Genomic DNA, 16,289 nt, shown 5'->3' on the forward strand with positions numbered 1-16,289 from the left:
AGGATTTAAAATGAAAAGAGCAACTAGAGAATCATATGGAAATACGTTAAAAGAATTAGGACATGAAAATAAAGATATAGTAGTATTAGAAGCTGACCTTTCAAAAGCGACAAAAACAGAAATATTTGGTAAAGAATTTCCGGAAAGATTTATAAATGTAGGAATAGCAGAACAAAATATGATTGGAATGGCAGCAGGACTTGCAGCAGGAGGAAAAATTCCATTTGCAACAACTTTTGCAGTTTTTGCGGCAGGAAGAGCTTTTGAAATTATAAGAAATTCTGTTTGTTACCCTAATATGAATGTTAAAATAGCAGCAACTCATGCAGGAATAACAGTTGGCCCAGATGGGGGGTCACATCAAGCTATTGAAGATATAGCAATAATGTCATCATTACCTAATATGATAGTTTTATCTCCAGCAGATGATATAGAAGCTTGTAAATGCATAAGAGAAGCAGCAAAAATAAAATCACCTGTATATATAAGATTAGGAAGAATTCCTTTAGATGATATTTATACTGAGGATTATAATTTTAAAATAGGAAAAGGTTCTGAGCTAGTTAAAGGAAATGATGTAACTATAATAGCTACAGGTATTATGGTTCATAAAGCTTTAATAGCTGCAAAAGAATTAAAAGAAGAAAATATAAATGCTAGAGTTATAAATATATCAACTATAAAACCAATAGATGAAGAAATAATAATAAAAGCAGCAAAAGAAACAAAAGGAATAGTAACAGTTGAAGAACATTCAATAATTGGAGGATTAGGAGATAGAGTTTCAAGTGTTGTTTGTGATAATAATCCTATTAAAGTTAAAAAAATTGGTGTTAAAGATGTTTTTGGAGAATCAGGTAATCCAGATGAATTACTAGAAAAACATGGACTTACAGTTTCAAATATAATAGAAAAAGTAAAAGAATTATTATAAAAATTTAGTGGATTAGTTTTAGTGGCTAGTCCACTATTTTTTGCCTTATGAGATAATATATCCAATCAACCCAAATAAATTCAATTTTTCCCAGTAATAATTATGGAAAAAACTATGAAAAAAATTTTGTATTTAACAAATATGACTGTATACTGGAAAAGTATTAAATTTAAGGGGGAAAAGAAATGTTTAAGAAAAAAATCATAGGAATTACAATAACTGCCCTGGCCATTATGGCTATGTATGGTGTTTTTAAAGGAGTTACTATGTACAAGCCACAAGTAGTTAAAGAAGAATTGGCTAGTAATGATGTAAAAGAAAAGAGTACAGAACAAGGTAAAGAAGAAAAAGGAGTAGAAGCTCCAAAAGAAAATGAAGTTCAAAATTCAAATGAGATTCAAAATTCAAGTAATATTCAAAATGGAAACGAAGTTAAAGCTGAAAATTTAGTTCAGAATGGAAATGAAATTCAAAAAGATACTAAAGTACAAAATTCAAATTCAGTAAAAAAAGAAAATGAAGTTAAATCTTCAAATAATGTAGATAATAATAAAAGTGAAGTAAAATCAAATAATACAAATGCAAATGTAACATGTGGGACAAGCGCTCCTAAAAGAGAGCAAGTAAAAAATACTACAAATACTAAAGAAGAGCCTAAAACTGCTCCTAAACAGGAAGTTTCTACTAATAGCTCTTTAGAGAATGTAGAACAATTAATATTCCAAAAAGTAAATGAAGAGAGAAAAAAAGTTGGGGTTAGCCCATTAAAATATAATTATACAATGCAAAAATTTGCTAGAGATAAATCAAAGGACATGGGAGTAAATAATTATTTTTCTCATGAAGATTTAAAAGGTAAATTAGAATCAGATTACATAAAAGCATCAGGAGTTTCATATAGTGCATGGGGAGAAAACATAGCATATTTAGATGGTTATGCAGAAAATGTTTTAGCAAACACTTTTATGACTAATTGGATGAATTCACCAGGTCATAGAGCTAATATTTTATCAACTAACTTTACTTCAATAGGTGTTGGAGTTTATAAGATAGGAAATAAATATTACGCTACACAGGAGTTTTTAAGATAATTAAAAGAAAAAAGCAATTGGAGAGTATTCTCTAATTGCTTTTTCTTTTTATTTAAATGGAGATAGTCTATAAACAAGAAATCTTTCATTAGGATTATTTTTAAAATTATCTAATTTTAACTCTAAAACAAGATTAAATAATGTAGAGTTTTCTAAGAAAAATATATAATCTGTAGAAGGATAAAAAAGTATAATATCTATTTGTCTTGAACATTTGCAAAATGATATAAGAATATTTTCAAGAACTTTCATAAATATTTGAAGAGAAAAAGGATTGAAAAAATAAAAAATATTATCCTCATCTTTAATAGAATATTCTTCTGCTAAACAATTTATAAAAGAAATTTTATTTTCATCTTTTTTTGAACATTCTATGTATGAAGACTTATTTTTTAAAGCTTCATTATAAAAAAATGTATTCATTTCAATACCAGTTACTTTAGCATTAAACTTATTATTTATAAAAAAATTCAATCTACCTTTCCCTGAACCAAAATCTATAATAGAATCAGTTTCTTTTAATGAATATTCAGAGAAAAATTTCTCTAGAGAAGAGTAATCTGTAGGCTCATATCTATTGTAATGGATAGAGGTTTCATTTAAGTCTTGCTTTCCGCTAGTTTTTATATTAAATAAGTTTTCATAATATTGTTCGTCCATAATTATCCATCCTTTGTTTAAATATATAGAGATAATAATATTTTATTATTGATAAGTCAATTTAAATGAAAGATAAATCTATTAAAAGAAAAAAATGGATAATAGATAAATAAAAAAATAGAAAATAATGTTTCTAAAAAGTTTATAAAGTTAACAAAAACACACTAATATTAAATTAAAAAAAATTAGATAAATAAGTCTTAGATTAATATTGATACATAATTTCAATTAAATATACAAAAATATTCAGAAAAAACTTAATATTAAAAAATGAAATTGAATAAAAATTTATAATTACTGTATAAAATATTTTTAAATTTACTTATTTTAATTTATAAAATGTTAAATTAAAGTGTATATTGATGATAAAATGCTTAGAACTTAACTAAATAAAATTTATATTGGTAATTGAAAGTATTTTGAAGTATTTATTATGATAAATAAATATTGGTTAAATTAGGATTTTTTTAAATTTTTTATTTTGATTATGAGACAAAAAGAGTCTATATTAACTTTGGAAGTTTTATTAGATATCTAACTTAAAATCTAATATATATAAAAATTTACCTATTTTATAGATGAATTTTTATATATGCTATCTAAAAGAATAGATGAGGAGATGTATATTATGAAAATTAACGTAATCGGAATGCCAATATTTTATGGATGTGATAATCCAGGAGTAGACCAAGGACCAAGTGTTATGAGAGAAAGTGGTACAATAGGTCTATTACATAAACCAGGTAATGAAGTTGTTGATTTAGGAGACATTGATATGGTCTTTGCTAGTCAAAGTGAAAAATATAAAGATGATAAACATGCTAAATTCTTATCATATGTTTTAGATGCATCAGAAAAATTAGCTAAAAAAGTTGATTCTTCAATTTCAGAAGGAAGTTTCCCATTAACTATAGGAGGAGACCACTCTTTAGGATTAGGAAGTGTTGCTGGAGCAAGCAAAGCTTGTGGAGATTTAGATGATTTTGCATTAATATGGTTTGATGCTCATGCAGATATAAATACTATACAAACATCACCAAGTGGTAATGTACATGGAATGCCTATAGCTGGTGGAATTGGAATTGATGATAAATTAAGTCATGTTTACTTTGATGGAATTAAAGTTAGACCAGAAAATGTACACATAATAGCTGCAAGAGATATTGATGAAGGTGAAGTAAAAATAATAGCTGATAACAATATAGATGTATATGATATGAAAAAAGTTAGAGAAATTGGTGTACAAAAGACAGTTAAAGAAGTTTTAGAAAAAATAAAAGCAAAAGGAATAAAAAATATTCATTTAAGTTATGATATAGATGGAATTGATCCAGAATTTATAGAAGGAACTGGTACAAGAGTTCCAGGTGGATTTAACATGGAAGAAGCTCAATATGTAATAAAAGAAATCATAGGAAGTGGACTAGTTAAAAGTATGGATTTAGTTGAATTTAATCCAAGATTAGAAAAAGGAATTACATTAGCTCACTGCTTAGAATTAACAGATACTATAGCTAAGTCAATTGCAAAGTTACATTAATATAAATAATTAATAAAAAAACCTTACTATAAAGTAAGGTTTTTTTATTATTTATCTTTCAATAAATCTCTAATTTCTCTAAGAAGTTCAGTATTTTCTTCTATTTTTTCTTCAACTTCCTCTTCTTCTTTTTCTTTTTTTCTTTGAAGTTTAGAGAATAACTTTATAACTACAAATATAGATAAAGCTATTATTAAGAAGTTTATTACATTTTGTATAAACATTCCAATATTAAGAGTAACTGCTGGTTTTTTTCCAACTGCATGTACAAGTACTATATGAAATTGCGTGAAGTTTATTCCACCAGTAAGTACTCCTATTATAGGCATTATAATATCATTAACAAGAGATTTAACAATAGTATTAAAAGCACCACCAACAACAACTGCTACGGCTAAATCTATAATGTTTCCTTTTAAAGCGAAAGCCTTAAAATCTTCAATAAATTTTTTCATTTGTTTATCTCCTTTTTATTTATTAGTATTAATTTATGCTTATTATAATATAATAAAAAAGAATCTATATGTAAACTAAAAAAATTTATGTTAATTAAATATTTAATATAAAAAGAAAATAGTGTATACTATATTTGATATAAATAGTGTTGTAAAAAACAATAGTATATATTAAAAGAAAAAATTTTGTCGGAAAACTATTTCTAACTCTCTTTTTTTAATATATACTAGAAGCAGAAAAGCAATAAATTTGTAATGCCTAAAAGGAGAAGATTAATTATGGAACTAACTCACGATCTTGGATTAATAGTATTAGATAGTTGTACTGAACTTGGTAATGCTGTTGATAAATTTATTCAAGAAAAAAAGAATAGAAAGGAATCATTTCTAGTAGAAACTAATCAAATTAGATTTTCTAATGGAGAAGGAAAAGTAAAAATTTCTGAAACTGTAAGAGGAAAAGATATATATATATTATGTGATATTGGAAATTATAGTTGCACATATAAAATGTTTGGTTTTGAAAATCATAAAGGACCAGATGAACATTTTCAAGATATAAAAAGAACAATTTCAGCTATAAAAGGGAAAGCAGCTAGAATAACTGTGATTATGCCTCTTTTATATGAATCAAGACAACATAGACGTAAAGGAAGAGAATCACTTGACTGTGCTTTAGCACTACAAGAATTAGAAAGTTTAGGAGTAGATGAAATTTTAACATTTGACGTACATGATCCTAATGTTCAAAATGCAGTTCCACTACTTTCATTTGAAAATATATATCCAACATATGACATAGTAAAAAATCTTTTAACTATAGAAAAAGATTTAGAACTTGATAAAGAAAAATTACTTGTTATAAGTCCAGATACTGGAGCTATGGATAGAGCTATTTACTATTCAAGTGTATTAGGAGTAGATGTAGGACTTTTCTATAAGAGAAGAGACCATACTGTAGTTGTAAATGGAAAAAATCCTATTGTAGAACATGAATACATGGGTAGAGATGTAAAAGGGAAAGATGTTTTAATAGTTGATGATATGATAGCATCTGGAGAATCAGTTCTTGATATAGCTAAAGAGTTAAAAGCAAGAGATGTAAGAAATGTATATGTTGCAACAACTTTTGGATTATTTAATGAAGGATTAGATAAGTTTAATAAATATTATAAAGAAGGAACAATTAAGAGAGTTTATTGTACAAACTTAACTTATGTACCTCAAAATTTAAGAGAAGCTGAATGGTTTAGAGCAGTAGACATGTCAGAATTCTTAGCTAGAATAATAAAAAGATTAAACGAAGGAAAATCTATTGCTAAATTTATGGATGCAACAGAAATAATTCAAAGTTTAATAAGAAATGTAGATAAATACGAACACTAATAGGTATTATTTAAATATAAGTAAAGCTATAAAATTGATATTTTATAGCTTTATTTTTTTATATAATAAAAATTTACTAAAATATGATAGCATTAAATAGAAAAGTTCAATATAATTATAATATAGATAAAAATATGGGGGTGAGATATGAATTATGTAGAGTATATAAGAGGATATGTAAAAGATAATCCTATTATATTAAATGGAGTATCAGTTCTTATTTTTAATGAAAAAAATAAAATATTACTTCAAAGAAGAACTTATCCTAAAAAGAATTGGGGGCTTCCAGGAGGACTTATGGAAATGGGAGAATCTATGGAAGAGACTGGAGCAAGAGAGGTTTTTGAGGAAACGGGATTAGAAGTTAAGGAGTTAAAACTTATGAATGTTTATTCTGGTAAAGAATTATATATGCATTTACCAAATAATCATAAATTTTATCTTGTTAATGCTGTTTATTATACTAAAAAGTATAAGGGAACTTTACAAGTTGATAACATTGAAGGAAGTGAACTAAAGTTTTTTAGTCTGAATGAATTACCTGAGTATATGGTCGTTAGTCATAAAAGATTTATAAAAGACTATATGGAGTTAGAAAATAGATGAAAAAATTAAAAAGGCTTATAGTGATTGTAGTATTAATAATTATAGCAGTAATATTGTTAAGAAAAGTTGGAGAAAAATTATATATAAAATATCTTTATATGACTTATCCAGAAAAATATAATTCATATGTGGTTGAATATAGTGAAAAATATGATTTAGATCCAATGTTTGTAAGAGGTATAATAAAAACTGAAAGTAATTTAAATCCAAATGCTTTATCAAATGTAGGAGCTAAAGGATTAATGCAAATAACTAATCAAACAGGACAAGATATAGCAGAAAAATTAGGAATTCAAAATTTTCAGCCAGATATGCTATATAATCCTCAAATTAATATAGAGTTTGGTACATATTATTTATCAAAATTAGTAAATGAGTTTAATAATGATCCTAAGTTAGTAATTGCAGCATATAATGCAGGTGCAGGAAATGTACAAAGTTGGCTAAATAATAGCGAATATTCAAAAGATGGAATACATTTAAATTATATTCCTTTTTCTGAAACAAGAGAATATGTAAATAAAGTAATTAAAAATGAAGATATGTATAAAAGACTTTATGGGAATTAAATTTCTGGTTAATGAAGATAAGAAAGGAGTGTTAAATATGAAAAAAAAGAATATAGCAAAATTAGTTGGATCAGGAGCAATTTTAGGAGGAGCAGCTATAGTTGCAGGAAGTAATTATTTTTTTAAATTAGCTCTTAGTACAAAAGCAAATAAAGATAAAGTATTTGGTCCACAAGAAGAAGGATTAAGTATAGATGAAACAAGTGGACTTTTATTAAAAGAAGATTTAGAATGGTTTAAATCTAAGGAAGATAAAAAGAGTGTTTATATACTATCAGATGATAATTTAAAGCTTCATAGTTATAAAATAATGAGAGAAGAAGAAAGTCATAAATGGGCTATTGTGGTCCATGGATATATGAGTAGTGCTATTTATATGTCAAGAATAGCAAGATGTTATTATGAGATGGGATATAATGTTTTAATGATAGATTTAAGATCTCATGGTAAAAGTGAAGGAAGCTATATTGGAATGGGATGGCCAGATAGATTAGATATATTAGCATGGATAGACTATATAACTCAAATAGATAAAGATTCTCAAATAGTATTACATGGAGTTTCTATGGGTGCTGGAACTGTTATGATGGCATCAGGTGAAGAGCTAAAAGAAAATGTTAAAGCAATAGTTGAAGATTGCGGATATACTTCAGCTTGGGAAGAATTTAAATATCAATTAAAATCATTATACAAGTTACCAAGTTTTCCAATAATGAATGGAGCAGATAGAATAAGTAAACTTCGTGCAGGATATCGTATAAAAGAAGCATCTGCTATAGAACAAATAAAAAAATCAAAAACACCAATGTTATTTATACATGGAGATGAAGATAAATTTGTTCCTTATGAAATGATGCAAGAATTATATGATGCAGCTCCTTGTGAAAAAGCTATGGTAACAATAAAAGGTGCAGGACATGCTGAAGCAGGAACAACAGATTCAGAGTTATATTGGCAAAGCGTAAGATCATTTTTAGATAAATATATAACAGATTAATAAAGAATATTTTTGATATATTGATTTAAAAGTTTTTTTATTATATAATAATTATTATTAATTAAAGGACGGAGATAATTATGAATAGTAAAATTGCTTTAATATATGAAAATAAAACATTTAAATTAGAAGTTACTGGAGAAATGATTAAAGAATTTAAAAATTTCGAAGAAGCAGTAAAAGCATATGAAGAAAAAATAAAAGAAATAGATAATAGTGAAGAAGCAAAATGGAATAATCTTTTAAGTGAAGTAAATAGATTTAAAGAAGATGGATTAGAAGTAAATAATGAATTTAAAAGTATGGAATTTAAAGGATTAAAATATTTCTTAAAAACAGATAAAGTCTTTTATATGCATAATGGAGAGATGATTCCACTTTTAGGAGGATTTAATTTCTTTAAATCAACTCTTGCATTATTAAAAGATGATAAAATAGGTAATTTAGAAAGTTTCATTTTATTCTTAAAAGAAGTGATTATAAGTAAGGTAAATTATAGATTAAATGAATTATCTTTATTAGTTTTAAGTGCTTCATTTAATTATGGTTCTGCAGAATATAATTTCCAAACAGGAAAATTAAATAAAGGTGCTTCTATAGAAGATTTTACTTTTGATGAATTCAAAAATTATGTTTTACAAACTATAAAAAGAAGATAATATTAAAGGTTAGCTAAATTTAGCTAACTTTTTTTTTGTAAATTAATTAAATATTTATTTCAGTGGTAAAAGGAGTTGAATAATTGGTTAAAAATGAGTTTTTATAGCTAATTTTTTTTATTTTAAAATCTAAATTTAAATTAAGAAAATGATAAGAAATATATAAGAAAATATTAAAAGGTTTTAAAAAATCTTATGATATCCTAGAAATATAAAATAAGTAAAATATTTAAATAACGGTTGACTTATAAATATAGATTTTAGGGGAGGAGATTTATGATAAGAAAAAATATATTTAATTTTATAATATTTTTTATTATATGTTTTTTTATGATTTTTTTATCTGAAATACTAATAAATGGAGTAAGAATAACAAATGAAAATAATAGATTCAGAAATAGTAATGATAAAATTTTAAAGCTTAATTATGGAAAAAATATTTATGGACAAGATATAATAAAAGGTCTAAATGAAGTATTTATAGAAAAAGATGGTATGTTTATAGAAGCTTTTGTTGGCAAAAATATTTATTTTAATGTAGATAAAATAGTAGAACCACCAATTTTAGAGGGAAGATTTTTTAATAAAGAGGATTTTAAAAATAAAAGCAAAATAGTAATTGGTAAAAATATGATTAGATTAACTACTGAAAAAAATAATAAAAGATATATAAGTGTATTAGGGAAAGAGTTAGAAGTTATAGGAGTTATGGGATCTAATAAAAGAAAAACTGCTTTTGATGATAAATTTTATTTAAATAATTTTTCTGAAACAATTTTAAGCGAAGAATCAATTATTATAGGTGGAAAAAATATAGAACATAATATAAGTATATTAAAAGATAGATTATATAAAATAGATAAAAGTATTAATGTTGAAATAGAAGATTTTCAAGGCGTTGAAAGTCCTTTAAGATCGGTATTATATAATAATAAATATATAATAATAGTATTTTCTTTGTTAGTATTAACATTATTATTTAATATTATAAATACAACTAACTATTATGTTTTGAATAGAAAAAAAGAAATAGGAATAAAGAGACTTATAGGAAGTACAAAACTTGGAATTTCAAAAGAAATAATATTAGAATATATTAAAATTGCTTCTTTAGCATGTGTATTATCATTATTATTTTATATAATTATTTTAAAGTTAAATTTATACCCTAAAAATTTAGATTTATCATTTGATATTATGACTGTTTTAACAGTATTTATATTAATAAATTTATTAGCAATAATAATATCAATTCCTTCAATAATAAAAAGTAACAAAATACAAATAAGTTCTATTATGAAGGGAGAATAATTATGATAAATTTTAAAATCGCTTTTAATTCTTTAACTAAGAAGATTATTTTTACAATTTTAACTGTATTACAAATGATTTTTACATTTATATTTTTATATAATTTTATATATATAAATGAAGAATCTAAGAAATTAGAAGAAAAGTTTAATAATAGTTTTAAAGGCAATATGTATATTATAGAGCCATTTATAGATATGGATGATATTTTATCAGAATCAAATTTAAAAAATAAAGAATTATATAAGTTTCATAATTATTTAAAGAAAAATGAAAATCTTAAAAGCTTGTCTTCAAATGAAAGCTATATATTAATAGGGGAGTTTGAGGGATATGAAAAATTTTTATATACAAGTAATTATGCACCTAACTTTGATGGAATCCAAACAAGAGCTATAAATGCTATAAATATAGATTTTGGTTATATTAAAAATTTTGATATAAAAACTAGTAGTGGAGAAAATTTAAAAGAAAAAGATTTTAATATAGAAAATAATATTTATCCAATTTTATTAGGAGATGATTTTAAAAATATATTTAATATTGGAGAAGAAATAGAAGGATTCGGATATTATGGTGAAAAAATAATATATAAAGTAAAGGGGTTTTTACAAAAAGGTTATTATGATGTAGGATTACCTCTAAATGAATATAATATTAAATCCTTATATAAATGTGTATTATTGCCATTTCAAAACAAACAATTTAATGAAAAATCAGATAATTTTGATATATACATGCAAATATATAAATCTATTGTGACTATAAATAATGAAAAAGAGAAAAGTGAAATTCTAAGAGAAGCTAATAAGAATTTTGGAAAAATAAAAATTACTAGTTTAGATGATATATTATCTGATTATAAAGAAGGAATAAAATTAGAAAGAACTATAATATGGATGATATTTTTACTTGTTATGATAGTATGTGGAATTGGAATTATAACTAATATTATGAACTCTATAAAATTAAAATATAAAGATTTTGGAGTTTATCTTTTAAGTGGAGCTTCAAAAATTGATATATTAAAGACTGTTATTTTAGAAATTATTATAATATTTGTTTTAGCAGGAATGTTTTCAATTACAGGTATATTTATTTTAAGTAAATTAGGTTTTGTTACTTTAAATATTTATTATTTAATTAAGCTTTCTGTTTATATATTTATAAGTGGATTATTAATTATTATATATCCTTTTATAAAACTTAAAAGATTAAGTATAAATAATTTATTGAAAGGGGAATGAGATGGGTAATTTAAAATTAAATAATATAACTAAAATATTTGGAAAAAATGATTCTAAAATTACAGCGTTAAAAAATATCTCCTTAGAAATAAAAGAAGGGGAGTTAGTTTCTATAACAGGAACTTCAGGTTCTGGTAAATCAACATTATTAAATATATTAGGACTTATAGATAAGAGTACAGAAGGAACTTATATAATTAATGGACAAGATGTATCTAAATTTTCAGACAAAGATATGGATAAAAAAAGAAATGAAGATTTTGGTTTTATAATACAGCATTTTGCTCTTATAGATGGAATTTCAGTTGAAAAAAATATTGAATTACCACTTTTATATGGAAAAGTAGAGAAAAGTAAGCGAAAAGAAAGAGTAGAAGAATTATTAGAAAAGCTTAAGATAAAAGATAAAAGAAAAAAGATGTCTACAGAATTATCAGGAGGACAATGCCAAAGAGTAGCAATTGCACGAGCTTTAGCTAATAGACCAGAAATAATATTAGCAGATGAGCCTACTGGAGCATTAGATAGTGAAAATGGAAAATCTATTATGAAAATTCTTAAAGACTTAAATAAAGATGGTGCTACAGTAATAATAGTTACTCATGATAAAAATATAGCAAAAGAGTGTAATAGGGAAATAGTAATGAAGGATGGGAGAATTATAGATGAGAGGAAAAATTAAATTATGGATAACAATATCTATACTTATAATTATAGGAGTAGTATTAGTTATTTCATATAAAAATAGAACTGTAAATGATACTAGAGGTGGTGTAATAAATAGTAAAAAAGAAATAGTATATGAAGTTAAAAATAATTATAAAGATTTAGAAATAAGAATAAAAACTGATTTTAATAAAAGAAAAGATATAAAAATAATAATACTAGACCCAAATGGAAACGAAAAAGTAATAGATATTAAGACAAACAAAGAAATTATAAAAAGTTTCAAGGGAGATAAAGGAGAATGGACTATAAAATTTGAATGTCCATTTAATGAACCTGTTAATTTTGAAGTAAACTTTATATTAAGAAACAAATAAAATAAAAATGACTGCTAAAATTTCAAATAGATTTTAGCAGTTATTTTTTATAAAGTAATTTTACAATATAGATTAAGTATAGTGATACATTTGCTTAGAATTTATTAAAGAAATATAATTAATAAAAATAGATATAAAAATATTTTATTATTAGTATTTTCAATTGATTATATGTAAATCATAGAAATATATTAATTTTTAAATTATAGGAGGAAATAAAATGAAATATAAAGTACCTACAGATAAGGAATTAAAAGAAAAACTTACAGATATACAGTATAAAGTAACAAGAGAAAATTATACAGAAAGGCCTTATTTAAATGAATATAATGATGAGTATAAAAAAGGAATATATGTAGATATTATTTCAGGAGAACCACTTTTTTTATCAAATGATAAATTCAATTCTGGTTGTGGGTGGCCAGCATTTTCTAAGCCAATTGAAAGAAGCGTAATTAAAGAAAAAAGAGATTCAAGTCATGGAATGGAGAGAATAGAAGTTAGAACTAAAAATTCTGATAGTCACTTAGGACATGTATTTAATGATGGACCTTTAGAATTAGGTGGATTAAGATATTGCATAAATTCAGCTTCGTTAAGATTTATTCCTTTAGAGAAAATGAAAGATGAAGGATATGAAGAGTATATAGGATTAGTTAAATAATATAAAATTATCTATATCTATATATTTACAAATAAAGAAAAAATTAAGAAATACCTAAGGTTATATTAATAAAATATTGATATTATTAATTCGGAGGTGTTTTTTGATGAAAAAAAATATAATTAATGCTTTATTTAAAATAAGTTTTACTTTTTATAGTTTATTTTTAATGGGAAGTATTCTTTTTAAGTATGTTTCTCCTATAGGTTTATTTAGTGATGATAGGTATTTTGCTAGAAGTATTAATTTAATACCATTTAATGATGTTATTAACGGATACTATAATAGTTTAGATGTTTGGGGAAATGTGATTTTATTTATTCCTTTAGGAATTTATATTAGTATATTTTTTAAAAAGTCTAAAATATATAAAAATATAATTAAAATAGCAGTAATATCATTAATATTTGAATTATTTCAATACATCTTAGCAATAGGTGCAAGTGACATAAGTGACATAATTACTAATACTTTTGGGGGGATTATAGGAATATCTATATATTTAATAATTAAAAAGATTTTAAAACAAGATGATAAAGTTAAAACTTTCATATCTATTTGTAGTTCTGTAGTTATGATACCAGTTACGTTTATATTATTAGCGCTTACTATTTATAATTAATTTTAATAGATTTAAACTAAAAAATTATAAATTTAAATATATTTGATAATTTTAAAAATTTGCAATATATAATTATTGAGTTTTTAGTTTAATAAGAAAAGACTTTTTCAAAAAGAAAAAGTCTTTTTTATAAATTTAATATTATTTAAAATAACAATAAATTTAATAGGATTTATATTTGATAAAAGTAAATAAAACTAAAATTAAATTAACGAATAATTAATTAGTTTAATAAAATGAAAAGTTTATGTATTTTACCTTTACATGGAAAAATATAAGTATTAATATCAAATTATGAATCCACCAAATTTTGGCTAATTAATTCTATTACAAAAGATAAGGGAGACGACTATGAAAAAAAAGAAAATTGCAAAAATCATAGCAACTAGTATGCTAATAACTACTACAATAATTTCAACACCAACATTAGCTGCATTTGCTGAAACTACAACAGTTAAACATTCACAAGAACAAAATGTGAATGAAGTTCAAAAAGAAAATGGACAAGCAAATACTGTTATTGAAAGTAGTAATAAAGAAAATTCTATTCAAAATAAAAAAGAAGAAAAAAGCAGTGTAAATGAAACAAAAAATGATGAATCTCAAATAGCAAATAAAATAGAAAATAAAAATGAAAATAAAATAAAAGATAATAAAAAAATAGAAAATAATAATAAATCCCAAGTAAAAAAATCTAATGAAAGTGAAACTATAAAGGTAATAAAAGACAGTACAAAAGCTAATACAACTAAAAAAGATACTGAAAAAGCTATAGCAGCACCAGCTCAATTAATAGCTATAAATCTTAAAACTGGTAAAATAGTAAACAAAACTGAAGAACAAAAAAGAGAAGCTATAAATAATTTAGCTGTTAAATTTACTGGATATGATGCATCAAATACTTATAATAATGATAATATTCATCAATTAAAAAATGCAGTATCATTTTCTTCAAAAACTAATGAAAAACTTTATAATTATATGTTAAGTGCAAATAATAGATGGAAAGCTCAAAATGAAGCTATTAACTTGCATGATGGAGATGTGTCAAATACTTGTGTATTTTTCTTATCTTCTGCTTTAAGAGCTATAGGAGTTCCTATACCAACTTCTACAGGATATTGTGGGACACTTAAAGAAAATTTACAAAGTTTAGGATGGACTGTTCATTATGATTTAAAAAATCTAAAGCCAGGAGATGTATGTTTTGCTAGCAACGCTCATGTATATACTTTTATGGGATGGGCTAATGCTGAACATACTGATGCTTGGGTTGCTGATAATCAATTTACTTGGTATGGATCTAATATTCATGTTAGAGATACAGGTTCTAATAAATATACAGATCCAACAACATGTTATTATACTGCACCAGGAGAAGAAGTTAATACTGGTGGAAATTCAAATGAAAATGTAGATCCTAATTATAGTCCATATGGAATAGGAACTGTAAATGTTAATGGATTAAATGTAAGAAGTGAAATGAGCACTAGTTCACAAATATTAGGGGTTTTGAATTATGGTTATAGAGTTCAAATATGGGAAGATTGTGGAGATTGGTATAAGATAAATTATAATGGGCGTGATGCTTATGTATGGAAAGCATATGTTACAGGACATGGTCCAGAATATCCAAATAGTGTTCATATAACAAATCAATATCCTATAATAGGAACAGGAATTGTAGATTTTAAAGGAGGCCCATTTACTTATATAACATGTAGACCAGATTGGGATAACTCTGGAGTAGGTAAATTATATAATGGAACAAAGGTATCAATAACTGGAGAAAGTGGAAATTGGTATAGAATAAATTATAAAGAAGGATCTGCATGGATATGTAAAGACAGAGTAGATACTTCATTAAATAAAAATGATGAAAATAAACCTGAACCAGAAAAAGAAATAAAAGTAAACATATCTTATAAAACTAATTATAATGATGGAAAGACTGTAGAAAATTCATTTAATAAAGAAAATATAGATTTTACTGGAGAATATTCAAAGGTTTTAACAGCTAACGAAGCAAAAATACCAACAGGATATAATGTAGTAAAAACTATTATAAATGGAGTAGAAGTTCCATATGGTTCTAAATTTAGAATAACAAAAGATAAAAATATTCAAATATTAAATAATTCTAATGAAGTTGTAAAAGAAATAAAAAATAATAATAAAGATAAAAATATAGATATTACTTATGTGTTAAGAAATAAATTTACAGAAAAAACAGGAGTAGTAGACTTTAAAGAGGGACCATTTACTTATATAACATGCAGACCAGATTGGAACAACTCTGGAGTTGGGAAATTATACAATGGAACAGAAGTAAAAATTGTAGGAGAAAGTGGAAACTGGTATCAAATAGTTTATGGAAATGGAACAGCATGGATATGTAAAGATAGAGTAAATACATCTGTAAAGAAAATAGAAAAAACAGGAGTAGTAGATTTTAAAGAAGGTCCATTTACTTATATAACATGCAGACCAGATTGGAACAATTCA

Annotated in this window: 17 protein-coding genes; 15 read left to right on the forward strand and 2 right to left on the reverse strand. The window is 24.2% G+C overall.

The window, feature by feature from the left end; genetic code table 11:
* The first annotated feature begins 10 nt into the window (after positions 1-10).
* Both HMPREF1092_RS03755 and HMPREF1092_RS03760 read left to right on the forward strand, forming a co-directional pair.
* The gene (locus HMPREF1092_RS03755; protein WP_002597277.1) at positions 11-934 is read left to right on the forward strand and encodes a transketolase family protein; all 924 of its coding nucleotides are present in this window, start codon (positions 11-13) and stop codon (positions 932-934) included.
* Between the two features lie 185 nt (positions 935-1,119).
* The gene (locus HMPREF1092_RS03760; RefSeq protein ID WP_002597278.1) at positions 1,120-2,025 is read left to right on the forward strand and encodes a CAP domain-containing protein; all 906 of its coding nucleotides are present in this window, start codon (positions 1,120-1,122) and stop codon (positions 2,023-2,025) included.
* A gap of 48 nt (positions 2,026-2,073) precedes the next feature.
* On the opposite strand, the gene HMPREF1092_RS03765 is transcribed toward HMPREF1092_RS03760, so the two are convergent.
* Positions 2,074-2,685: a class I SAM-dependent methyltransferase gene (locus HMPREF1092_RS03765; RefSeq protein ID WP_002597279.1), complete on the reverse strand. Its 612-nt coding sequence runs from the start codon at positions 2,683-2,685 to the stop codon at positions 2,074-2,076.
* A gap of 628 nt (positions 2,686-3,313) precedes the next feature.
* On the opposite strand from HMPREF1092_RS03765, the gene rocF reads away from it, so the two are divergent.
* Positions 3,314-4,225, forward strand: a complete 912-nt coding sequence (gene rocF, locus HMPREF1092_RS03770) for an arginase (RefSeq protein ID WP_002597280.1) — start codon at positions 3,314-3,316, stop codon at positions 4,223-4,225.
* Positions 4,226-4,272: 47 nt separating this feature from the next.
* Here rocF and mscL read toward each other — a convergent pair whose 3' ends face one another.
* Positions 4,273-4,680: a large-conductance mechanosensitive channel protein MscL gene (gene mscL / locus HMPREF1092_RS03775; RefSeq protein WP_002597281.1), complete on the reverse strand. Its 408-nt coding sequence runs from the start codon at positions 4,678-4,680 to the stop codon at positions 4,273-4,275.
* Between the two features lie 279 nt (positions 4,681-4,959).
* On the opposite strand from mscL, the gene HMPREF1092_RS03780 reads away from it, so the two are divergent.
* From HMPREF1092_RS03780 to HMPREF1092_RS03835, 12 genes are all read left to right on the forward strand, one after another.
* Positions 4,960-6,066, forward strand: coding sequence for a ribose-phosphate pyrophosphokinase (locus HMPREF1092_RS03780; protein WP_002597282.1), 1,107 nt, complete (start codon positions 4,960-4,962; stop codon positions 6,064-6,066).
* Between the two features lie 147 nt (positions 6,067-6,213).
* Complete coding sequence (locus HMPREF1092_RS03785; protein WP_002597283.1) at positions 6,214-6,672, forward strand: NUDIX hydrolase; 459 nt, start codon at positions 6,214-6,216, stop codon at positions 6,670-6,672.
* Positions 6,669-7,241, forward strand: coding sequence for a lytic transglycosylase domain-containing protein (locus HMPREF1092_RS03790; RefSeq protein ID WP_002597284.1), 573 nt, complete (start codon positions 6,669-6,671; stop codon positions 7,239-7,241). Before HMPREF1092_RS03785 ends, HMPREF1092_RS03790 begins: the two co-directional genes overlap by 4 nt.
* Before the next feature lie 37 nt (positions 7,242-7,278).
* Positions 7,279-8,238 carry an alpha/beta hydrolase gene (locus tag HMPREF1092_RS03795; RefSeq protein ID WP_002597285.1) on the forward strand — a complete coding sequence of 320 codons (960 nt, stop codon included), beginning with the start codon at positions 7,279-7,281 and terminating at the stop codon, positions 8,236-8,238.
* An 80-nt stretch (positions 8,239-8,318) separates the two neighbouring features.
* Positions 8,319-8,897 carry a hypothetical protein gene (locus HMPREF1092_RS03800; protein WP_002597286.1) on the forward strand — a complete coding sequence of 193 codons (579 nt, stop codon included), beginning with the start codon at positions 8,319-8,321 and terminating at the stop codon, positions 8,895-8,897.
* Between the two features lie 276 nt (positions 8,898-9,173).
* Positions 9,174-10,208: an ABC transporter permease gene (locus HMPREF1092_RS03805; protein ID WP_002597287.1), complete on the forward strand. Its 1,035-nt coding sequence runs from the start codon at positions 9,174-9,176 to the stop codon at positions 10,206-10,208.
* Positions 10,209-10,210: 2 nt separating this feature from the next.
* Positions 10,211-11,455, forward strand: coding sequence for an ABC transporter permease (locus HMPREF1092_RS03810; RefSeq protein ID WP_002597288.1), 1,245 nt, complete (start codon positions 10,211-10,213; stop codon positions 11,453-11,455).
* A 1-nt stretch (position 11,456) separates the two neighbouring features.
* Positions 11,457-12,137, forward strand: coding sequence for an ABC transporter ATP-binding protein (locus HMPREF1092_RS03815; RefSeq protein WP_002597289.1), 681 nt, complete (start codon positions 11,457-11,459; stop codon positions 12,135-12,137).
* On the forward strand, positions 12,121-12,498 hold the full coding sequence (locus HMPREF1092_RS03820; protein WP_002597290.1) for a hypothetical protein: 378 nt from the start codon (positions 12,121-12,123) through the stop codon (positions 12,496-12,498). The genes HMPREF1092_RS03815 and HMPREF1092_RS03820 overlap by 17 nt, the downstream gene beginning before the upstream one ends.
* Positions 12,499-12,718: 220 nt before the next feature.
* Entirely contained in the window at positions 12,719-13,162 is a 444-nt protein-coding gene (gene msrB, locus HMPREF1092_RS03825) for a peptide-methionine (R)-S-oxide reductase MsrB (RefSeq protein WP_002597291.1), read from the forward strand.
* Between the two features lie 106 nt (positions 13,163-13,268).
* Complete coding sequence (locus HMPREF1092_RS03830) at positions 13,269-13,784, forward strand: VanZ family protein (protein ID WP_002597292.1); 516 nt, start codon at positions 13,269-13,271, stop codon at positions 13,782-13,784.
* Positions 13,785-14,135: 351 nt separating this feature from the next.
* Positions 14,136-16,289 (forward strand): SH3 domain-containing protein (locus HMPREF1092_RS03835; RefSeq protein ID WP_002597293.1); only part of this gene is annotated, 2,154 nt, incomplete at its 3' end.

Origin of the sequence: Clostridium thermobutyricum (assembly GCF_000371465.1) — a bacterium.
Classification (GTDB): domain Bacteria; phylum Bacillota; class Clostridia; order Clostridiales; family Clostridiaceae; genus Clostridium; species Clostridium thermobutyricum.